Source organism: Anoxybacillus gonensis (genome assembly GCF_001187595.1).
GTDB classification, from domain to species: Bacteria; Bacillota; Bacilli; order Bacillales; family Anoxybacillaceae; genus Anoxybacillus; species Anoxybacillus gonensis.
In genome coordinates this window covers 1564017-1585035 of the sequence record NZ_CP012152.1, presented here as the reverse complement: position 1 = coordinate 1585035, position 21019 = coordinate 1564017, and the positions used below count along the sequence as shown (strand labels likewise).

Here is a 21019-nt window from a genome sequence, read left to right as displayed (position 1 = left end):
AGGTGTCCTTACATGGACGCCTTTTTCATGCATAATGGAAGTTTTATTTTTTGAATTGTCATTTTATTTAAAAAAGTGTTACAATGTTTAACAAGTTCAGAAAAGATGGAGGGATTTGCTTTGCGTAGCGATATGATTAAAAAAGGATTTGACCGTGCGCCACATCGTAGTTTATTGCGCGCGGCAGGGGTAAAAGAGGAAGATTTCAATAAACCGTTTATTGCGGTTGTCAACTCGTATATTGATATTATTCCGGGACATGTTCATTTACAAGAGTTTGGGAAAATTGTGAAAGAAGCGATTCGTGAAGCAGGCGGTGTACCGTTTGAAATGAATACGATCGGAGTGGATGACGGCATCGCGATGGGACATATTGGCATGCGCTATTCGTTGCCGAGCCGTGAAATCATTGCCGATTCTGTTGAAACTGTCATTTCTGCGCATTGGTTTGATGGGATGGTATGCATTCCAAACTGCGATAAAATTACACCTGGTATGATGATGGCTGCGATGCGCTTAAACATTCCAACCATTTTTGTAAGCGGGGGGCCGATGAAAGCAGGTGTGACAAGCGATGGGAAAAAAATTTCGCTCTCTTCTGTATTTGAAGGAGTGGGGGCGTATCAAGCAGGAAAAATTGACGAAAAAGGGTTACAAGAACTTGAACAGTACGGCTGTCCGACATGTGGTTCTTGCTCAGGGATGTTTACAGCCAATTCGATGAACTGTTTAGCTGAAGCGCTTGGTTTAGCTCTGCCGGGTAACGGTACGATTTTAGCCATTGATCCGGCACGAAAAGAATTTGTGCGCCGTTCGGCTCAACAGTTAATGTATTTAATCGAGCACGATATTAAACCACGTGATATTGTGACCGAAAAAGCAATTGATAACGCGTTTGCACTTGACATGGCTCTCGGTGGTTCAACAAATACGGTGCTACATACGTTAGCGATTGCGAATGAAGCAGGCATTCATTATCCGCTTGAGTGCATTAATGAAGTTGCGGCCCGCGTACCGCATTTAGCAAAACTTGCACCAGCATCGGATATGCATATTGAAGACTTACATGAAGCAGGTGGAGTGTCTGCCGTATTACATGAATTGTCCAAAAAAGAAGGCACACTTCATTTAGATGCGTTGACGGTCTCTGGAAAAACGCTTGGCGAAAACATTGCAGGGTGCGAAGTGAAAAACTATGAAGTCATTCGTCCGATTGACCGTCCGTATTCTGAAACAGGTGGACTAGCTGTATTGTTCGGCAACTTAGCCCCAGACGGTGCAATTATTAAAACAGGTGGCATTCAAGGAGGAATTACACGCCATGAAGGACCGGCGATTGTATTTGACTCTCAAGAAGAAGCACTTGAAGGAATTGCAGCAGGAAAAGTACAGCCGGGGCATGTCGTCATTATTCGTTATGAAGGGCCAAAAGGTGGACCGGGTATGCCAGAAATGTTAGCACCGACATCACAAATTGTCGGGATGGGATTAGGGACGAAAGTAGCGCTCATTACGGACGGCCGTTTCTCAGGGGCTTCCCGTGGACTATCGATTGGGCACGTATCACCAGAAGCGGCTGAAGGAGGCCCGATTGCATTTGTGGAAAATGGAGATCATATTGTGATTGATATTGTTAAACGAACAATTGATGTACATGTTCCAGAAGAAGAGTGGGAAAAACGAAAAATGAATTGGAAAGGGTTTGAACCAAAAGTAAAAACAGGTTATTTAGCTCGCTACTCGAAGCTCGTCACGTCCGCAAGTACAGGTGGAATTATGAAAATTTAAAGAATTTTGTCGAAAGGTTGTTCGTAAATGCAAAACAAGCTTCCGTTATAATTAAAGAAGTAAAACGATGATGGGAGTGAAAAAAATGAATACGCAATTCATTGCCGGTCATGCACGATTGCCTTCAGGAATGGCGGCAAAAAGCGTGTTTGATACGTTGACAATTACGGCAGAGGTAGATAAAAAGTACGGTGTCATCGTTGATGCTTCTTGTACGTTAGCAACAGAACACGGCCGTGATTATGTGGCGCGGTTGTTAAAAGGACATTCATTAAAAGATGGGATTGACGAGCCGCTCGCTCAATTACATGAAGGGTATTTAGGAAAAGCAAATCAAGCGTTATGCGCAGCATTAAAAGATTTGTATAAACAATATTGTAAACTAGAAGAAAAGATGCATGCAGAAAAATAGAAGGTGACACGAGCCACCTTCTATTTTTCTTCCCAAGCTGGAAGCATTTTTCGGAGCGGTTTATCTTGACGATAGCCAAGCACGTATTCCGCTTGCATAATCGTATGAATTTCGCGCGTTCCTTCGTAAATGACTGGCGCTTTTGAGTTTCGTAAATATCGTTCTACAGGATATTCATTGGAATAGCCGTAAGCCCCGTGAATTTGTACTGCGTCATCAGCTGCCTTATTTGCAAAGTCGCATGCCATCCATTTCGCTAACGACGTTTCGCGCGTATTTCGTCTTCCTTTATTTTTTAAAAATCCTGCTTTATATACGAGCAAACGGCTCATTTGCAACCCTGCTTCCATATTGGCAATCATTTGTTGTACGAGTTGATGGCGGCCAATTTCTTTTCCGAACGTTTTTCGTTCGTGACAATATTTCACGCTTGCTTCTAAACAAGCCATAATTAAGCCGCAAGCCCCAGCAGCAACAGTAAATCGTCCGTTATCGAGCGCGGACATCGCAATTTTAAATCCTTCTCCTTCTTCCCCGAGTAAATTTTCTTTTGGGACGCGGACATTGTCGAAAAACAGCTCACCTGTATTGCCTGCACGAATGCCAAGTTTTCCTTTGATGGCACGTGATGAAAAACCAGGCATCGTCCGTTCAACGATAAAAGCAGAAATACCGCGATGTTTTTTTGATTTATCTGTGTAAGCAAAAACGATGAAATGGTCGGCAATGTCACAAAGAGAAATCCACGTTTTTTGTCCGTTTAAAATGTAGTCATCTCCATCGCGTACAGCGGTTGTGGAAATAGCTGCAACATCTGAACCGGCGTTTGGCTCGGTTAATCCGAATGCCCCAATTTTTTCCCCTTTTGCTTGTGGCACGAGATATTTTTGTTTTTGTTCTTCTGTTCCCCATTGAAGTAGTGTTAAACTATTAAGTCCAATATGGACAGAAACTGCTGTGCGAAACGCAGTATCTCCACGTTCAAGCTCTTCACATACGATGGCTAGCGAATTGTAATCCATCCCCATTCCGCCGTACTGCTCTGGAATGCATACGCCCATTAAGTTTAATTGCGCAAGACGTTTTAAAATGTTTGGATCGAAATAGCCTCGTTCATCCCATTCTTTTATGTGGGGTAAAATTTCTTTATCAACAAATTTTCTTACAGTTTGTCGCAACATTTCTTGTTCTGGAGTAAAATCAAAGTTCATCAAGTTTGTTTCCTCCTTTAATAAATAAATCGTTATGTTCTCCTGCAAGGGGTGGTGCGAACCGATATGTGACCGGTGTGTGTGAAAACTTTAACGGTGTGCCGACAAGTTTTAACGCTCCAACATCTGGATGATTCATGTGGATAAGCATGTTTCGTGCGCGCGTTTGTGCATGTTGAAACACTTGATCGAGCGTGTGCACAGGGCCGCAAGGAATGCCTTTTTGTTCAAACAATTGTTGCCATTGTGCGCGCGTTTTCTTTTTTAATTCATCGTTTAACCGGCGATTTAGCTCATGACGATGAGCGACTCTGCCGGCATTTGTTCGAAATCGCTCATCTGCACCGATCGATTGATCTTCTAGCAATTCGCATAGCGCCTGAAATTGCCGATCGTTTCCGACTGCGACAACAAACAAACCGTCGCTTGCTTCATATGTCGAATATGGAACGATATTTGGATGATCGTTTCCTAACGGTTTTGGCACTTCACCGGACATTAAATAATTCGACGCAACGTTTACAAGTGCACTAATGGCACAATCAAATAAACTTAAATCAATTTTTTGTCCGCTCCCTGTTTTTTGTCGGGCGATGAGTGCTGCTTGTACGGCGATCGCTGCATACAGACCGGTAAAGATATCTGTGACCGCAACACCAACTTTTAATGGTCCGGATTGTTCTGTCCCGTTAATGCTCATCCAGCCGCTCATCGCTTGAATAATATAATCATAGCCAGCTAAATGATGATACGGGCCTGTTTCACCAAATCCAGTAATTGAACAGTAGATGAGTTGCGGATTGATGACTGACAGATCATCATACCCGAGCCCAAGCCGCTCCATCGTTCCGGTTTTAAAATTGTGAATGATGATGTCGGCTGTTTTCGAAAGTTGACGAATCGTTTCTTTTCCGCTTTCATCTTTTAAATTGACAGTTATGCTTCGCTTGTTTCGATTGACCGCTGCATAGTAGGCGCTCATCCCGTTTTGAAACGGTGGTCCCCAAAATCGCGTATCATCTGATCCACCAGGTGCCTCGATTTTTATGACATCTGCCCCGAGATCACCTAAAATCATTGTGGCATATGGACCAGCAAGAACGCGCGTTAAGTCAATTACTCGAATCCCATCTAAAGCTCCGGCCATTTGTTCACCTCCATTTTCGTAATAAAAAAGCCAGTCCCTCCCTACAACGTACAGGAAAGGAACTGGCATAAACGATTCGAGCGTGCCTTTCGAAAAGAAAGTCGGTCGAATCGGAACAGTTCTTTAACAAAAAAAGTTACGTTGCTACCCGAAGCCAAACGGTCAGTTGTTTGGTGGGGTTAGCTATTTTCAGTATAAAACAACACATTTATTTTGTAAATATTTTTTATTTTAAAAATAGTTTGACAAAATCAAAAAGATTGTCTTAAAATAAAAGCAAATAAGCAAAAACTGTGGAGCTTATTTTACTCGTCTGATCGGCGAGCAACGCATAAGCACCAGCCAGTTTAGTCATTGTGTCATCACGATGATTAAACTGGCTTTTTATTTGTCGAAGGAGGAGAGATCATGTCGAATTGGATGGAACGAAGAAGAGAAGCGGTTGCAAGAGCGCCATACAATGTGACGGAAATTTTTATTAAAGAAGCAAAAGAAGCAATGATTCGCGACATAGATGGTCGCGAATATATCGACTTTGCAGGGGGGATTGGTGTACAAAACGTTGGACATTGTCACCCAAAAGTAGTCGCTGCCATTCAGCAGCAGGCAGCAGCGTTTATTCATCCATGTTTTCACGTGACGCCTTACGAATCGTACGTGTTATTAGCAGAAAAATTAAATGAGCTAACACCGGGTGACTTTCCGAAAAAAACGATTTTTTTAAATAGTGGTGCTGAAGCAGTAGAAAACGCTGTGAAAATTGCAAGAAAGTATACAGGTCGCCCGGCGATTGTGTCATTTACAGGTGGATATCATGGTCGGACGCTATTAACGATGTCGCTAACAAGCAAAGTGATGCCATATAAAAAAGGATTTGGTCCATTCGCTCCTGAGGTGTATAAATTTCCATATCCATACTATTATCGGGCAAACGGGCAAACGGCAGATGAGGTGGATGAACAGTTAATAGCAGCACTGCAACAGTTTTTTACTGCGGAAGTAGCGCCTGATCATGTGGCCGCGATCATTATTGAACCTGTACAAGGAGAAGGTGGATTTGTCGTTCCATCGGCGAAATTTATGCAGGCGATTCGTCGCATTTGCGACGAGCATGGCATCGTGATGATTGCTGATGAAATTCAAACTGGTTTTGCTCGAACCGGGCGTATGTTTGCGATGGAACACTTCGGTGTAGCACCTGATTTAATGACATTGTCGAAGTCGATGGGAGCGGGGGTGCCGATCAGTGCAGTCGTTGGCCGAAGTGAAATAATGGATGCCCCTGAAGTTGGTCAGCTTGGTGGTACGTTTTCTGGAAGTCCATTGGCATGTGCAGCTGCACTCGCTGTTTTAGATGTCATTGAAGAAGAACAGCTTATTTTGCGTGCCCGTCATCTTGGTGAAAAAATGATGATGCTTTTAGAAGAAATGAAGCAACAGTTTGATATCGTTGGTGATGTGCGCGGGCTTGGAGCGATGTGCGCGATCGAGCTTGTAACAGATCGGGAGCAAAAAACGCCAGCGAAAGAACAAACAGCATATATCGTTTCCCAGGCATGGAAGCGCGGAGCGATCTTTTTAAGCGCTGGATTATACAGCAACGTTGTACGCTTTTTACCACCGCTTGTGATGACGGATGAGCAGCTACAGAAAGGTTTTTCTATTTTACACCAACTATTAGCAGAAGTACAACAAAAGGTGGTGAAACGATGCGTGAAGTGAAAAACTACATTGATGGTCAATGGCTGAAAGGGAAAAGTGAAACGATTGAGCGATACAATCCAGCTGATCAAAAAGAGCTCGTTGCGATCGTGGCCGGTTCATCTGTTCATGATGTGGATGAGGCGGTGTTTGCTGCGGTGAAAGCAAAGAAAAAGTGGGCGCAAACGGCTGCCCCGGAGCGTGGTGCGTATTTGCAAAAAGTCGCTCATTTATTTGAGCAATACGCGGATGAATTGGCGGAATTGGCTACGAAAGAAATGGGGAAGCGTTTTGTTGAAACGAAAGGAGAAGTATATCGTAGCGCAGCTATTTTACGTTATTATGCCGGCGAAGGGTTGCGAAAAGTAGGGGAAGTGTTACCGTCATTTGATGCAAAAAATTTATTTTTTACAAAACGTGTGCCTGTCGGGGTTGTAGCTGTGATTGCTCCATGGAATTTTCCGCTAGCTATTCCAATATGGAAAATTGCCCCTGCCCTCGTTTATGGAAATACGGTTGTATTTAAGCCTGCACTAGAAGCAAGCGCTACAGGGGCTCGTATCGTTGAATTGTTTGCAGAAGCAGGCTTACCTCCAGGAGTTTTAAACTTTGTTGTCGGCCGTGGAAGCACGATTGGTGATGCCATTGTCGAACATAAAGATGTCGATGCGATTACGTTTACAGGCTCGAATGCGATTGGTAGTGAAATTGCAAAAAAAGCAGCAGCTCGTGGGGCAAAATATCAACTTGAACTCGGTGGAAAAAATCCAGCTATCGTTTTAAAAGATGCAAATATCGAATTTGCGGCTCGACTCGTTGTAGAAGGAGCGATGAAACAAACGGGGCAACGTTGTACGGCAACGAGTCGCGTATTTGTTGAGAAAGAGATTATCGATGTATTTCGAACGCATGTGATGGAACAGGTGAGACGTATTCGAGTTGGAAATGGAATGGACGAACAAGTGACGATGGGGCCGGTTGTCTCGAAAGGACAATTTGAAACGGTTCAGCGTTATATCCATATTGGAACACAAGAAGGACGGCTGCTGATTGGAGGGGGAGCGAACGACGATGTAGGTTGGTATATTGAGCCAACTGTATTTGATTCTGTTTCCCATCGCTCCATTATTGCGACAGAAGAAATATTTGGTCCTGTCCTATCGATTGTAGAAGCGGCATCCATTGATGAAGCGATTGAAATGGCAAACGATAGCATTTACGGTTTAAGCGCGTCGCTATTTACAAATGATGTATCGAAAGCGCTTTACTTTATTGAACATATCGAGGCGGGAATGGTGCAAGTGAACGGCGAGACAGGCGGTGCGGAACCGCAAGCACCGTTTGGCGGGATGAAGCAGTCCAGCTCAGGCACGCGTGAACAAGGGCAAGCGGCCATCGAATTTTTTACTGCGTATCAAACGATTTCTATTCGGCCACATCCAAATATGTGAAAGGGGGATATGTAATGGATCAACAGTTTCATAAAGTATTAACGAAATTAGATGTGTTGTTATTGGCATTTGGAGCGATGATCGGTTGGGGATGGGTTGTGCTTTCAGGTACGTGGATTACGAGTGCAGGTTCACTCGGAGCGATCATTGCCTTTTTAATCGGGGGAATTCTTGTTATTTTTGTTGGTTTGACATATGCGGAGTTGTCATCAGCCATGCCGAAAGTCGGCGGGGAACATTATTTCGTTTTGCGAGCTCTCGGACCTAAGGCTTCGTTTATCGCTGCTTGGGCAATTGCTCTTGGCTATTTATCAGTTGTAGCATTTGAAGCTGTTGCGCTCCCAACAGTGATTGAGTACTTATTCCCAACATTTAAATTTGGCTATCTTTGGACGATTGCAGGTTGGGATGTGAATGTCTCATGGGTGATGATTGGCATGATCGGTTCAATCATCATTACATGGATCAACTATCGTGGGGTAAAAAGCGCAGCCTTTTTGCAAGTCGTATTGACGTTTGTCATCTTTCTTGTTGGTATGGCACTTTTAAGTGGCTCACTCATAAATGGAGAAACATCAAATTTACAGCCATTATTTAAAGATGGGTCGGCCGGCTTACTCGCTGTGTTAGTTATGACTCCATTTATGTTTGTCGGTTTTGACGTCATTCCTCAAACAGCAGAAGAAATGAAAATTCCACAACGTTCGATTGGAAAAATTCTCATTTTATCTGTCGCTTTAGCTGTTTTGTTTTATGTCGCGGTTGTTTTCGCAGTATCATACATTTTGCCGGATGATGTGTTGACAAACTCATCGCTTCCAACAGCGGACGCGATGGCTGTAGCATTAGGTAGTTCGTTTTTCTCAAAGGTGCTCATCATCGGAGGATTAGCTGGCATTTTAACAAGCTGGAACGCGTTTATTATCGGGGGTAGCCGCGTGCTTTATGCGATGGCACAAGAAAGATTTCTTCCACAATGGTTTGCCCGCATTCATCCAATATACAAAACACCATCCAATGCGATCTTATTCATTGGAACGCTCGCCACATTCGCTCCTCTACTCGGCAGACCAATGCTTGTTTGGCTTGTAGATGCAGGAGGTTTTTCAATCATCATTGCTTATTTCCTTGTTGCTTTATCATTTATTGCATTGCGCAAAAAAGAACCAAATATGCCACGTCCGTTTCAAGTCGGTCAATCATCAGCTGTCGGTTGGATCGCGCTCGTATTGTCGATCGGATTTATTTTCTTATACATGCCAGGTATGCCATCTCAGCTTGTCTGGCCGTATGAGTGGCTCATATTTATGGGATGGTGGGTGATTGGGGCATTTTTTATCGTGCGAATAAAAACGAAAACAATGGAGCAAACAGAACATGTACATCGGATGTAGAGGGGCGAATATGCTCCTCTTTTTGTTTGTGAGGTCATAAAACGATTTCATTTGTGTATACATGATACAAAAAGAAAGGAGGGCTTGTAGTGAATGCAGCGGAGGCGATCGTTCAATGTTTAAAAAGTGAGGACATTTCTCATGTTTTTTGTGTGCCGGGGGAAAGTTATTTACCGATCCTTGATGCCCTTTTTTCTGAGAAAACGATCCAACTCATTTCTGCTCGTCATGAAGGCGGCGCCGCATTTATGGCAGAAGGATATGCGAAAGCGAGCAAAAAAGTCGGTGTGGTGATGGCGACAAGAGGGGTAGGAGCAACAAATGCTGCCATCGGTATTCATACAGCAAGACAAGATTCGACGCCAATGGTTGTATTGTTAGGACAAGTTGCGCGATCGTTTCGGGGGCGTGAAGGCTTTCAAGAAATAGATGTTGAAGCATGTTTTCGTCCTCTAGCCAAATGGGCAGTAGAGATTGACGATGCACAAAGGTTGCCGGAGCTGTTGACACGGGCGTTTCGAATTGCTCAAACAGGAAGGCCTGGGCCCGTTGTCGTTGCGCTTCCTGAAGATGTTCTTCATGAACAAGTCGATCACGTGACGTTTTCAAAAACGATTGTTCCAAAACCAGCACCGAACGAGGAGGATATTCAACGCATTGAGCAGTTGTTGCGGTCAGCGAGGCGACCGGTTGTCATTGCGGGTGGAGGAATTATATGGTCAAAAGCCATAGACGTCCTTCGTTTATTTGCGGAAAAATGGTCACTTCCCGTCATGTCTTCTTTTCGTCGACATGATGTATTTCCAAACGATCATCCTCTTTACGTTGGTCATCTTGGTTTAGGAACGCAACGAGCGATCATTGAAACGGTGGAACAAGCAGATGTTGTTTTAGCCATCGGTACGCGCTTGTCAGAAGTGACGACACAAGATTATAAGTTATTATCGACGCAACAGCTCATTCATATTGATATCGATTACGATGTCATCGGTGTAACATATTCTCCGCATATTGGTGTTGTTTCTGATGCGAAAGAGGCGTTAAGTCGGTTGTTAAATATTCAACTTCACCCGTCATGGACAGATTGGGTACAAGAACGGCGGAAAACATACGAACGATTTTCGTCACTTCCGTCCATGAAACGGAATGTAAACGAAGAAATGATCCACATCCTTCAACATCTTCTCCCATCCGAAGCGATCATTACAAATGATGCGGGCAATTTCGCAAGTTGGCTCCATTCATTTTTTCAATTTCAGCAACATACATATATTGGGCCAACATCAGGAGCGATGGGATACGGATTACCAGCAGCGATTGGTGCGAAATTGGCAAATCCACATCGTCCCGTCGTTTCATTAAGCGGAGATGGCGGGTTTATGATGACGATCCAAGAGCTAGAAACAGCCGTTCGATATAACATTCCTATCATTAGTGTGGTGTTTAACAATCAAATGTACGGAACGATTCGCATGTATCAAGAGCTTCGTTATCCAAAGCGCGTCATTGGAACAGATTTCAGCGATATATCGTTTGCAAGTATAGCGCGTTGCTTCGGAACTGATAGTATGCGTGTAGAAACAGGAGAACAATTTTCATCCGCGTTTACTACAGCACTCCAAAACAATAAGCCAACTGTGATTGAAGTCATGACAGATCCGAACATATTATCTCCATTTTTAACAATTGAACAGGCGAGGGGAGGAAAACAATGAAAGTATTAAACTATATAGACGGACGATGGGTGTCATCGGTCAGCAATCGGTTTGTGCCGATTGTGAATCCTGCGAATGGTGAGTGTATTGGAGAAGTGACAATATCAAATGAACAAGATGTCGAACAGGCGGTGTTGGCGGCAAAACGAGCCCAAAAAGCATGGGCACTCGTTCCAGCACCAAAACGAGCTGAAGTGCTTTATAAGGTGGGCATGTTACTACAAGAGCGAAAAGAACAAATGGCTCGCCTATTAACGATGGAAATGGGAAAAGTGATTGAGGAAGCGCGTGGAGAAGTACAAGAAGGAATTGATATGGCGTTTTACATGGCAGGGGAAGGGAGACGGTTATTTGGCGATACAACTCCGTCAGAGTTACCGAATAAGTTCGCAATGAGCGTCCGTGCGCCGATTGGTGTCGTCGGATTAATCACCCCTTGGAACTTTCCAATCGCCATTGCAACGTGGAAGTCATTTCCTGCTATCGTTGCCGGCAATGCAGTTGTTTGGAAACCAGCGCTAGAAACACCAATCATGGCACAGCAACTTGCGCAAATATTTGAGGAGGCAGGTTTACCAAACGGTGTATTTAATGTGGTACATGGACGCGGTTCTGTAGTGGGTGAAGCGCTTGTTGAGCATCGAGATGTAAAAGTCATTTCGTTTACAGGATCCAATGAAGTTGGGCGGCGCATTGCGGAAACGTGTGGACGTCATTTGAAAAAAGTATCGCTTGAAATGGGTGGGAAAAATGCCATTATTGTCATGGATGATGCCGATGTAGCGCTTGCTGTAGAAGCCATTATATGGAGTGCTTTTGGTACATCAGGTCAGCGTTGTACCGCATGTAGCCGAGTTATTGTTCATGAACATGTAAAAAAACAAGTAGAAGAACGGTTACTCGCAGCGATAAGCACATTAACAGTTGGGAACGGCTTAGAGGAAGGAATAAAAGTCGGACCAGTCATTAATCAAGATGCGTTACAAAAAATTCATCATTACGTTCAAATCGGAAGAAATGAAGGGGCAACGTTACTTGCAGGTGGGTATATGCTGCAAGATGAGCCATACAAAGGTGGGTTTTATTACGCTCCAACGTTGTTCACAAACGTTACACCAACGATGAGAATTGCGCGAGAGGAAATTTTCGGTCCAGTCACATCGATTATATCCGTTCGTAGTTTAGAAGAAGCGATTGAAGTGAATAACAGCGTTGATTATGGGCTTTCTAGTGCCATTTTTACACGTGATATTCATCGAGCGTTTACGGCGATACGTGATTTTGATACGGGCATTGTATATGTGAATGCAGGAACGACAGGAGCAGAAATTCATTTGCCTTTTGGTGGAACGAAAGGAACAGGCAACGGACATCGTGATTCAGGTGTCGCAGCACTCGATGTATTTACGGAGTGGAAAAGCATTTACGTTGACTATAGTGGCAAATTACAACGCGCTCAAATTGATGTGTGAAGGAGGTCAGACGATGAATGTCATTGTTCTTGGAGCAGGTTTAATGGGAAAAGAAGCGGTGCGAGATTTAATTGAACAGCAAGGGGTATTATCCGTAACACTTGCGGATGTCGATGAGGAGAAAGCGAAAAACGTTCAACGTTCGTTGGCATCAGAAAAAGTGAAAGTGAAGCGAGTGGATGCAGCGAATGATCAAGAACTGCAGACTGCGATGCATGGGCATGATGTAGCCATTAATGCACTTTTTTATACGTTTAACGAAAAGGTAGCGAAAGCGGCCATTGAAACGGGTGTGCACGCAGTAGATTTGGGTGGGCATATCGGGCATATGACAGATCGTGTCCTCGCTTTACACGAACAAGCAAAACGAGCAGGTGTTACGTTAATTCCAGATTTAGGTGTTGCTCCCGGAATGATTAATATTTTAACAGGATATGGAGCGAGTCAACTGGATCGCGTTCATACCATTAAATTATATGTTGGCGGTATTCCTCTTCGGCCAGAACCGCCGCTTGGATATAATCACGTCTTTTCGCTTGAAGGTTTACTCGATCATTACACCGATCCATCCTTAATTATTCGTGATGGACAAAAGCAACAAGTACCGTCTTTATCAGAAGTTGAAACGATTTATTTTGAGCGTTTTGGACCGCTTGAAGCGTTCCATACCTCAGGAGGAACATCGACGTTGTCACGTTCTTACCCGCATGTAAAATGTTTGGAATATAAAACGATTCGCTATCCTGGTCATGCAGAAAAATTTCAGCTTCTTGTCGATTTACAATTCACGCGTCGAGACTACGAAGTAGAAGTCGATGGAGCAATCGTACGTCCGCGTGACGTATTGTTAAAAGTACTTACGCCACTTTTAGATTTAAAAGAAAAAGACGATGTCGTCTTATTGCGCGTAATTGTGTCGGGGGAAAAAGATGGGAAAGAAAGAACGTACGAGTACGAAATGGTAACAGAGAAAGACCGTCAAAAACAAGTCACGGCAATGGCACGTTCAACGGCCTATACGGTTTCTGTCGTTGCACAAATGATTGGCGACGGAACGATTCAAAAGCGTGGGGCGTATCCACCTGAACAAATTGTTCCGGGAGATCGCTATATTGAAGAAATGGTTCGTCGCGGTGTTGTTATTCGTGCCACTATTCATTGAAATTGTGAACAAAACGGTAAATTTTCTGATTGTTATGACGGCTAATTTATTTATTATGCTAGAATATGTATACATGAAATAGATTTGGAGGTGAACATATGCTACATATTGTAGCTTGTATTAAGCAAGTGCCAGATACGAAAATTATTAAAATGAACCCGAAAACGAACACGATGGACCGTGCGAGTGCTCCTGCTATTTTAAACCCGTATGATGCGCATGCGGTAGAAGAAGCTGTTCGTTTAAAAAAGAGGTACGGTGGAATCGTATCTGTTTTAACAATGGGTCCTCCACCAGCAGTAAAAGCCATTAAAAAATGTATCGAGCTCGGGGCAGATGAAGGGTATATGATTTCAGACCGAGCATTTGCCGGAGCTGATACGCTCGCTACAAGCTATGCGCTTACAAAGGCGCTCGAAAAAATCGCCAAACATCGTCCGATTGACCTCATCATTTGTGGAAAAATGACGATCGATGGGGATACGGGGCAAGTCGGACCTGGCATTGCACGTCGTTTAAACATTCCTCCTCTAACTGGTGTAAACAAAGTTGTTGAAGTGAATAAAGAAAAAGGGTATGCGATCGTTCATCGTAAATTAGAAGATGGTTATGAAGTGGTGAAATCGCAATTACCTTGTTTGTTTACTGTAGAAAAAGACATCAATGACATCTCCTTTGCACCATTGCCAAACATGATTAAAGCCGCACGATATCAACCAACGATTTGGACTGCAGACGACTTAGAAGATGTTGACCGCAAACAACTAGGATTGAAAGGATCTCCAACGATTGTATCAAAAGTATGGGCACCACCGAAGCCAGAAGGTGGAAAAATATTAACAGGAACAAAAGAAGAGCAAGTAAACGAACTGTTGTCTATTATACTTGAGAAAAAAGAGCTTTTTGTATAGGGGGAGTAGCGCATGAATTTCGATGATTATCGGGGGATATGGATATACATTGAAGTGAAAGATGGGCAAATTGCTCCTGTATCGTTAGAATTATTAGGAGCAGGACGGGCGCTAGCAGATAAACGTAAAACAGAGCTCGCAGGAGTTTTAATTGGTAGAGGTGTAAAAGCACTTGCCTCAACACTTTTTCAATATGGTGCAGACGTTGTATATGTATATGATGATCCAATTTTTGAACATTACCGAACAGAACCATATATGCGCGCTTTGCTCGATTGTTGCCATAAACATAAACCAGAAGTCATTTTATATGGGGCGACGCCATCTGGAAAAGATTTGGCGAGTGCCATCGCAACCGATTTACCGACAGGATTAACAGCGGATACGACAATACTTGATATTGAAGAAGATACAGGGTTATTGTTAGCGAGCCGCCCGGCGTTTGGCGGAAATATTATGGCAACGATTTTATGTAAAAAATATCGTCCACAAATGGCAACTGTTCGTCCAAAAGTAATGAAAGCGTTACCACCGGATCCGTCGCGCACAGGTCGCGTGATCGAGGAGCATATTGAGTTACACGAAGAAGAAATGCGGACGAAAGTGTTACAGATTGTGAGAGAGACAGCGAAAAAAGTGCGTATTGACGAAGCGGACATTGTTGTTGCTGGCGGAAAAGGGATGGGCAGCAAAGAAGGATTCCAACTCATTCATCAGCTCGCAGAAGTGCTTGGTGGTGCCGTTGGAGCGAGCCGTGATGTTGTAGAGGCGGGATGGATTGACCATCATCACCAAGTCGGGCAAACCGGTGTGACTGTCACGCCAAAAATTTATTTTGCGATCGGCATTTCCGGAGCAATTCAACACGTTGTAGGCATGCAAAATTCGGAGCTCATTATCGCCATCAATAAGGACCCGAACGCTCCGATTTTCCAATCATGCCACTACGGTATAGTCGGCGATGCGTTTGAAATTGTCCCGCTTTTAATTGAACGATTGAAAGAAGAAATTCCGAAGATAAAAGCAGCTGCCGATGTGAAGGAGGAGATCCGCCATGCCTGAAAAATTTGATTGTATCGTTGTTGGCGCAGGACCAGCTGGAACAGCTTGTGCCTATGAACTAGCAAAAGCAGGGGTTCACGTGCTACTTTTAGAGCGCGGCGAATATCCAGGAGCGAAAAACGTCATGGGCGGTGTATTATACCGAAAAATGATGGAAGATATTATCCCAGAGTTTTATAAAGAAGCACCGCTAGAACGCCCAATCGTCGAGCAGCGGTTTATGATGATGGATAAAGAATCGGCGGTAACGTTTAGTTACAAAGGATTAGAGTGGGGACGAGAGCCGTATAACAATTTCACCGTATTGCGCGCCAAATTTGACCAGTGGTTTGCCGAAAAAGCAGTCGAACAAGGAGCATTGCTCGTTTGTGAAACGGTAGCGGTCGAATGTATCGTCGAAAACGGCCGCGTCATCGGTGTCCGCACAGACCGACCAGATGGCGACATTTACGCGGATGTAGTCGTGTTAGCAGACGGCGTCAACTCGCTCTTAGCGAAACAGCTCGGGTTTCATCGCGAATGGCGGCCTGATGAAGTCGCTTTAGCGACGATGGAAATTTTAAAACTAGATAAAAACGTGATTGAAGACCGCTTTAATCTTGAAGCCAACCAAGGCTGTACGATTGAGATTTTTGGCGATGCGACGAAAGGGATTGTTGGCACTGGATTTTTATATACGAATAAAGATACACTCAGCATCGGCGTCGGTACGCTTTTATCTGGATTAATTAAACATAAAATCAAGCCGTATGAGCTGCTTGAGCATGTGAAAAATCATCCGATGATTCGCCCATACATTCAAGGGAGTGAACCTGTCGAATATTTAGCGCACTTGATCCCAGAAGGTGGTTATCATTCTATTCCGAAAGTGGCAGGCAACGGGGTGCTTGTTGTTGGGGATGCGGCACAGCTTGTCAATGCGATTCATCGCGAAGGTTCCAATATGGCGATGACTTCTGGTCGATTAGCGGCAGAAACAATCATTATGGCAAAAGAGCAAAACGACTTTTCCGAAAGCATGCTTGATCAATACCGAATGAAACTGATGGAAAGCTTTATTGGGCAAGACTTGAAAAAATATAAAGATGCGACCCATCATTTTGAATCGTTCCCACAATATTTTGAACAATACATCCCGATGCTCAACCGCGCAGCAAGCCAAATGTTTACGGTGGACGGGGCATCGAAATGGGAAAAACAGAAAAAAATTTGGCGTGATCTCGGCTCGACGAAACAAAAGTTTAAGCTGGCACGCGATATGATGAAAGCATGGAAGGTGATGAAATGATGAAGGCGCAAACGATTGAAGAAAAGCAATATTTAGTTCGCTTTAATGCGGATACGAAATCGCATCTTCATGTGCTTGATGACAACATTTGTTTAACGAAATGTCCCGATAAAATTTGTACCATTTTTTGTCCAGCAGCTGTTTATAAATGGGAAGATATTCGCATGCATGTTGGCTATGAAGGCTGTCATGAGTGCGGCAGTTGTCGCATTGGCTGTCCGCACGAAAACATTCGGTGGGAATATCCACGCGGTGGTCATGGCATCGTCTTCCGTCTAGGGTGATCGCTATGTTTCACATCGGAGACTGCGTCGTCTATCTGGATGGAACGAGAGGCATTGTGCTAGAAGTAACCGATGATCGTTGCCACGTCTTATGGGAAGATTACTTCGTCAGCTGGGAAAACAAAACGTTATTAACAGTCGATGAAGAACTAACAAAAAAACAAACGATTCGCGGTTCTTCTCATGTAAGCCACCCTTTATCGTAGGGTGGTTTTTTGCTTCTTTATATACAATTTGTTATAAAAAAGGGGATTGGTATATATAAAAACAAAGGAGTATCATTCGAATGATTAGAACTGTTGTTTTCGTCTTGGTCAGTTTACTCTTGATTGGTTGTACAGGAACAAAGTCTTTTGAAGGAACGCTTTATAGTATTGGAGAAAATTATTTTGTCGTGGACTGTTCCCATGAAGTAAAGAAAAGGAAAAATAACGTAGAGGATATAAGCTATCCTTGTACAGTCCGAATCACAGATCAAACAAAATTCAGTGATGAAGATGGCAACAAATGAAGTGTTGACGACTTTACGGAAGAAGTAACTGTGAAAGTCATTCTTGCCACTCCTCAGACTATGAGTCAAAGTAAAGAAAGCAGAGACATTGAGGCTAGGGAGATTATATTGTTTAATCAATAGAAAAATTGTCCGTTCGGTCACAGATTGGAAGAAAAGGGGACAGTCAAAACAGCGTAGGAGTTTGCCACTCTTTTTCTTTTATCCAGATAATAAAGGAAGTGAGTTATGAAACTATTTTTGAAAAAAGTTTTCCTGTCGATTGTGTTGTTTTCCTTAGCGCTTTCGCTATTCAGTTCACGGTCGTTTACGTGGGCTGTTTTTCCGTTTGCGTTGTTGCTCATTTTGCTTGTTTGTATAGTGACAGAAGGTGTTCTTTTGTTTTTCGATAAGAAATTTCATTCGGCAGTCGTTTTTATTATTGCAACGCTTGTATCCATTCCGTTTTATCCGTCTGTTGCTTTTGTCGTACCGATTTACATCGGAGCAGTTGGATATGATATCGGAAGAAGATTATTTGCAGAAGGCTAGCTTCATTATTTCTACCATCCCATCTGGTGTGGTTTTTTATTTCTTTATATACAATTTATTCTAAAAAAGGATTGACATATTTTTTTTATGATTATTTCGTAAAATATTCTTTCGTTAGGAGGGATACCATGAATAAAATACAAAAAGCTGCACATTGGGTTGTCAGTTCTATTGCTGATGATTTGAGAAGTAATACGATTTCTAATGTCGTTGGGATGGCTACAGGTGGGATAGGTAATGGAGTGAGAGCATATAAAGCTGCAACTACAGGATTCACTATGTTAGAAAGAAAAGTGGCTTCAGAAACGGCAAAAGGTACAGTAGCAGGATATTTCGCCGGAAGTTATGTAATAGGCAGTATGAACAAAGTTGCTGCAGTAGAAAAATGGTTTGACAATACAAAAGTAGGCAAAGCAATTGATGACGGCATAACAAAAGTGGAAAATAAACTTCATAAATTAATTGGCGGTGGTCGTTATTAAGTTGTTTAGTGTAAATAGTTGCACCGAACTTGATAGTGATCGCAATCCTCTAGGAATAAAGAAAGTTTTTACTCCACTTGATAAATATTGCATTGTTCATTGTGTTGTTTCACATGTGGAGAAAATAGACAGGTTTGTTGAAATGATATGGAATCACCCATATGGAGAAAAGATTTTTGGAATTAAGATCAAAATAGATCCTCAAAAAACTATACAAAAAGTATTTTCAATTGTAGATTTTTCTTTGTTTCTTCATTTAAACAAACCGGATGGTATTTGGGTCGTTCATATCATGCCATTTGACTTCAAGTACGATTTAGAGATAAGGACGTTTGGTGTCAGAGCTGATAGCGTTTTATCTACGTATGATTTCAAAGTTTGAAAGAGGAACAGTATGAAAAAAAGTTATATTGTATTCTTTGTATTTCTTGTATATATCCTGTATATTAGTTGGTCTAAAGAAGGATGGAAAGGTATTTCGCTTCTTTTATTAAAAGGAGTTGTTATATCTGTAACCACGTATATTATTGTATTTATTGCTGTATGGTTGATACGAAAGATGGTCTCTCTTTTTAAAAATTTTAAAAGGCGTTTTTAGTGAATAACAATGAAACCAATGATGCTAGTTGAGCGTCATGGGTTAATGTTGTTGTTTGCAGTATGAGTAAAATGTTTGTGGGAGGAAGTGAAGTCCTCGTTCATATGCTTCAAGGGGAGGTTCCCTTGATAAAAGAAGGAGGATGAGCAAAAAAGATGCAAAAAGGACTCTCTTCCTGTATTGTGATAGTGCAACCAAATCACCAAGGAGGTCAGAGAGTTCTATGCAACAGTTTATCACAGGTGGGCAAACATGAAAAGAGTTAGAAGCAGAATTGTTTTCGATGTTACAAAAAACCTATGGAGAAATGCTTCAACAGGTATTGGAATGGCTGGATGAAGAGCTAGCCAAGCAACGAGATAAAAAGCGTTATTACCTAAAAGATAAACGAACGGTACAGATGCAGACGTTATTTGGGGAGGTGGAGGTTCGACGCAATTACTATTTGGATCGAGAAAAAGGCGTGTATACGTGCTTATTAGATGCGTTCCTCGGGTTCGATGGGGCAAAAGGAGTGAGTCCATTATTGGAGGAAACCGCCATCGAATTAGCCGTGACAGGGCCTTCGTATCGCCAAGCGGCCGAAGCGCTAAAGAAGATAGTAGGCTATGCGGTGATGAGCCATGAAACGATTCGCCAACTTGTGTTACAAGCAACGGTGGAAACCCATCGCCCGATGGAAAGGAAGCGACAGGTGTTGTTCGTGGAGGCGGACGGACTATATGTGAAACGGCAGCGAAGCCGCCGAAGAGGAAAGGAAGAAAAAATTTTGGCGGTGCACCAAGGATGGAAGGTCCATGGGAAACGGGTATCCTTGGTGGGGAAACGGCACTATGTCCACGAAACAAAAGAGCCGGTGTGGGAAGGGTTAGAGTTGTTTTTGATCGAGGAATATGGCTATGACCCAACGAGAGATTGGGTGGTGATCAATGGCGATGGAGCTGCGTGGATTACAGCTTGTCGCGACTATTTCGGGAAACGAGCATTTTTCCAACTAGATCGGTTCCATGTAGCGAGAGAGATTCGCGACTGTTTAAAAGATCACCCACGGTACCGGACGATTCAGAAAAAGCTGGCCTTGTTCGATGAACATGGGTTATTAACTGAGCTGCATAGTGCAGTAGGCACGCTAGGGGAGGAGAAGAAAGAAAAGCAGTTGGAGGGATTGATCCAACGGATCGAATCGATGCCAGGATGCTTAAGTGACTACCGTAAATGGCTGCGGGAGAAAGGAATAGATACGACAGGAATGCGCCCGATGGGAAGTGCAGAGGGAACGATGCACGTGTTTGCGAAGCGCGTAAAAGATGGACGGAGTTGGTGTGAAGCAGGGATTCAAGCGTTTTTACATGTGATGGTAGCTGTGAAAGACGGGTTAACGATTCAGACGCGGAGAGGAGAGATAGTCATCGAGGAAGAGAAGAGAGAAACGAAGCGATTCACACTCGTGAAAAAGGCAGTCAAGAATGCAGGAACAAAGGTAGTGGAGTTGGTACGAGGCAATATTCGCTATCTCCAGCAATCATGTGGAACGCCTATATATGAAGTGTTGAAAGGCTTGAAAGGGATTTAAAAAAGCAAAAAAAGGCACAAAAAGCAGGAGGAGAGGATTAGAAAACGCTTACAAAAATCGGGTTGATAAAACCATATATATCCATTCATTTGAGATAGAAAAAAATCTCCCACAAACTCTTGACTCAATCTTTTTAAAAAAACATATTGACAAAATGTTAATATAATTTTAAATTTAAATTGTATTAACTGTTTACAATTGGTAAATGAGGTGACAATATGAAAAAGTTAAACAAGAATTGGAGAAAAGCTCTTTCTCAACCAACGATTTGTATGCAAAACGAAAAATGGGGTTAATACTTTATGGGGTATCTCATCTTGTTTGAT

The 21019-nt window shown here is 43.0% G+C and carries 19 protein-coding genes; 17 read left to right on the top strand and 2 right to left on the bottom strand.

The features are described from left to right. The first annotated feature begins 105 nt into the window (after positions 1 to 105). A complete protein-coding gene (gene ilvD, locus AFK25_RS08300) occupies positions 106 to 1788 on the top strand; it encodes a dihydroxy-acid dehydratase (protein WP_035067580.1) in 1683 nt (560 codons plus the stop codon). Positions 1789 to 1873: 85 nt separating this feature from the next. Further along, positions 1874 to 2200, top strand: a complete 327-nt coding sequence (locus AFK25_RS08295; RefSeq protein ID WP_003395822.1) for a DUF3870 domain-containing protein — start codon at positions 1874 to 1876, stop codon at positions 2198 to 2200. Positions 2201 to 2220: 20 nt separating this feature from the next. On the opposite strand, the gene AFK25_RS08290 is transcribed toward AFK25_RS08295, so the two are convergent. Continuing rightward, positions 2221 to 3411, bottom strand: coding sequence for an acyl-CoA dehydrogenase family protein (locus AFK25_RS08290; protein WP_021095283.1), 1191 nt, complete (start codon positions 3409 to 3411; stop codon positions 2221 to 2223). After that, positions 3401 to 4558, bottom strand: a complete 1158-nt coding sequence (locus tag AFK25_RS08285; protein ID WP_026011702.1) for a CaiB/BaiF CoA transferase family protein — start codon at positions 4556 to 4558, stop codon at positions 3401 to 3403. The genes AFK25_RS08290 and AFK25_RS08285 overlap by 11 nt, the downstream gene beginning before the upstream one ends. A gap of 408 nt (positions 4559 to 4966) precedes the next feature. Between AFK25_RS08285 and gabT the strand changes: the two genes are divergently transcribed. The 15 genes from gabT to AFK25_RS08200 all read left to right on the top strand — a co-directional run bounded on the left by gabT (position 4967) and on the right by AFK25_RS08200 (position 20693). Beyond that, positions 4967 to 6280: a 4-aminobutyrate--2-oxoglutarate transaminase gene (gabT, locus tag AFK25_RS08280; protein ID WP_035067579.1), complete on the top strand. Its 1314-nt coding sequence runs from the start codon at positions 4967 to 4969 to the stop codon at positions 6278 to 6280. After that, positions 6268 to 7710, top strand: coding sequence for an aldehyde dehydrogenase family protein (locus AFK25_RS08275; protein WP_035067577.1), 1443 nt, complete (start codon positions 6268 to 6270; stop codon positions 7708 to 7710). Before gabT ends, AFK25_RS08275 begins: the two co-directional genes overlap by 13 nt. A gap of 14 nt (positions 7711 to 7724) precedes the next feature. Further along, the gene (locus tag AFK25_RS08270) at positions 7725 to 9104 is read left to right on the top strand and encodes an APC family permease (RefSeq protein WP_033383436.1); all 1380 of its coding nucleotides are present in this window, start codon (positions 7725 to 7727) and stop codon (positions 9102 to 9104) included. Positions 9105 to 9193: 89 nt separating this feature from the next. Next, complete coding sequence (locus AFK25_RS08265; RefSeq protein WP_035067575.1) at positions 9194 to 10819, top strand: thiamine pyrophosphate-binding protein; 1626 nt, start codon at positions 9194 to 9196, stop codon at positions 10817 to 10819. Beyond that, complete coding sequence (locus tag AFK25_RS08260; RefSeq protein WP_035067573.1) at positions 10816 to 12291, top strand: aldehyde dehydrogenase family protein; 1476 nt, start codon at positions 10816 to 10818, stop codon at positions 12289 to 12291. Before AFK25_RS08265 ends, AFK25_RS08260 begins: the two co-directional genes overlap by 4 nt. Positions 12292 to 12304: 13 nt before the next feature. Then, positions 12305 to 13453, top strand: a complete 1149-nt coding sequence (locus tag AFK25_RS08255) for a saccharopine dehydrogenase family protein (protein ID WP_035067571.1) — start codon at positions 12305 to 12307, stop codon at positions 13451 to 13453. 98 nt (positions 13454 to 13551) lie between these two features. Then, the gene (locus tag AFK25_RS08250; RefSeq protein ID WP_035067569.1) at positions 13552 to 14364 is read left to right on the top strand and encodes an electron transfer flavoprotein subunit beta/FixA family protein; all 813 of its coding nucleotides are present in this window, start codon (positions 13552 to 13554) and stop codon (positions 14362 to 14364) included. 12 nt (positions 14365 to 14376) lie between these two features. Continuing rightward, a complete protein-coding gene (locus AFK25_RS08245) occupies positions 14377 to 15426 on the top strand; it encodes an electron transfer flavoprotein subunit alpha/FixB family protein (RefSeq protein ID WP_009361405.1) in 1050 nt (349 codons plus the stop codon). Next, on the top strand, positions 15419 to 16714 hold the full coding sequence (locus AFK25_RS08240) for an FAD-dependent oxidoreductase (RefSeq protein ID WP_035067567.1): 1296 nt from the start codon (positions 15419 to 15421) through the stop codon (positions 16712 to 16714). Before AFK25_RS08245 ends, AFK25_RS08240 begins: the two co-directional genes overlap by 8 nt. Beyond that, complete coding sequence (locus tag AFK25_RS08235) at positions 16696 to 16998, top strand: ferredoxin family protein (RefSeq protein WP_006319754.1); 303 nt, start codon at positions 16696 to 16698, stop codon at positions 16996 to 16998. Before AFK25_RS08240 ends, AFK25_RS08235 begins: the two co-directional genes overlap by 19 nt. 5 nt (positions 16999 to 17003) lie before the next feature. Next, a complete protein-coding gene (locus tag AFK25_RS08230) occupies positions 17004 to 17204 on the top strand; it encodes a hypothetical protein (protein WP_035067565.1) in 201 nt (66 codons plus the stop codon). Positions 17205 to 17284: 80 nt separating this feature from the next. After that, positions 17285 to 17509 (top strand): hypothetical protein, encoded by a 225-nt coding sequence (locus tag AFK25_RS08225; protein ID WP_019417793.1) that lies wholly within the window; start codon positions 17285 to 17287, stop codon positions 17507 to 17509. 228 nt (positions 17510 to 17737) lie between these two features. After that, positions 17738 to 18040 carry a hypothetical protein gene (locus tag AFK25_RS08220; protein ID WP_009361400.1) on the top strand — a complete coding sequence of 101 codons (303 nt, stop codon included), beginning with the start codon at positions 17738 to 17740 and terminating at the stop codon, positions 18038 to 18040. 128 nt (positions 18041 to 18168) lie between these two features. Then, positions 18169 to 18522, top strand: coding sequence for a hypothetical protein (locus AFK25_RS08215; RefSeq protein ID WP_035067563.1), 354 nt, complete (start codon positions 18169 to 18171; stop codon positions 18520 to 18522). Positions 18523 to 19403: 881 nt separating this feature from the next. Continuing rightward, positions 19404 to 20693 (top strand): ISLre2 family transposase, encoded by a 1290-nt coding sequence (locus AFK25_RS08200; protein WP_049720938.1) that lies wholly within the window; start codon positions 19404 to 19406, stop codon positions 20691 to 20693. Positions 20694 to 21019 lie beyond the last annotated feature (326 nt).

Bases quoted from the DNA above. Each gene is read 5' to 3' on its own strand.
- ilvD (WP_035067580.1), top strand. From the start codon at position 106: ATGGAGGGATTTGCTTTGCGTAGCGATATGATTAAAAAAGGATTTGAC.
- AFK25_RS08295 (WP_003395822.1), top strand. From the start codon at position 1,874: ATGAATACGCAATTCATTGCCGGTCATGCACGATTGCCTTCAGGAATG.
- AFK25_RS08290 (WP_021095283.1), bottom strand. From the start codon at position 3,411: ATGAACTTTGATTTTACTCCAGAACAAGAAATGTTGCGACAAACTGTA.
- AFK25_RS08285 (WP_026011702.1), bottom strand. From the start codon at position 4,558: ATGGCCGGAGCTTTAGATGGGATTCGAGTAATTGACTTAACGCGCGTT.
- gabT (WP_035067579.1), top strand. From the start codon at position 4,967: ATGTCGAATTGGATGGAACGAAGAAGAGAAGCGGTTGCAAGAGCGCCA.
- AFK25_RS08275 (WP_035067577.1), top strand. From the start codon at position 6,268: ATGCGTGAAGTGAAAAACTACATTGATGGTCAATGGCTGAAAGGGAAA.
- AFK25_RS08270 (WP_033383436.1), top strand. From the start codon at position 7,725: ATGGATCAACAGTTTCATAAAGTATTAACGAAATTAGATGTGTTGTTA.
- AFK25_RS08260 (WP_035067573.1), top strand. From the start codon at position 10,816: ATGAAAGTATTAAACTATATAGACGGACGATGGGTGTCATCGGTCAGC.
- AFK25_RS08255 (WP_035067571.1), top strand. From the start codon at position 12,305: ATGAATGTCATTGTTCTTGGAGCAGGTTTAATGGGAAAAGAAGCGGTG.
- AFK25_RS08250 (WP_035067569.1), top strand. From the start codon at position 13,552: ATGCTACATATTGTAGCTTGTATTAAGCAAGTGCCAGATACGAAAATT.
- AFK25_RS08245 (WP_009361405.1), top strand. From the start codon at position 14,377: ATGAATTTCGATGATTATCGGGGGATATGGATATACATTGAAGTGAAA.
- AFK25_RS08240 (WP_035067567.1), top strand. From the start codon at position 15,419: ATGCCTGAAAAATTTGATTGTATCGTTGTTGGCGCAGGACCAGCTGGA.
- AFK25_RS08235 (WP_006319754.1), top strand. From the start codon at position 16,696: ATGGAAGGTGATGAAATGATGAAGGCGCAAACGATTGAAGAAAAGCAA.
- AFK25_RS08230 (WP_035067565.1), top strand. From the start codon at position 17,004: ATGTTTCACATCGGAGACTGCGTCGTCTATCTGGATGGAACGAGAGGC.
- AFK25_RS08225 (WP_019417793.1), top strand. From the start codon at position 17,285: ATGATTAGAACTGTTGTTTTCGTCTTGGTCAGTTTACTCTTGATTGGT.
- AFK25_RS08220 (WP_009361400.1), top strand. From the start codon at position 17,738: ATGAAACTATTTTTGAAAAAAGTTTTCCTGTCGATTGTGTTGTTTTCC.
- AFK25_RS08215 (WP_035067563.1), top strand. From the start codon at position 18,169: ATGAATAAAATACAAAAAGCTGCACATTGGGTTGTCAGTTCTATTGCT.
- AFK25_RS08200 (WP_049720938.1), top strand. From the start codon at position 19,404: ATGTTACAAAAAACCTATGGAGAAATGCTTCAACAGGTATTGGAATGG.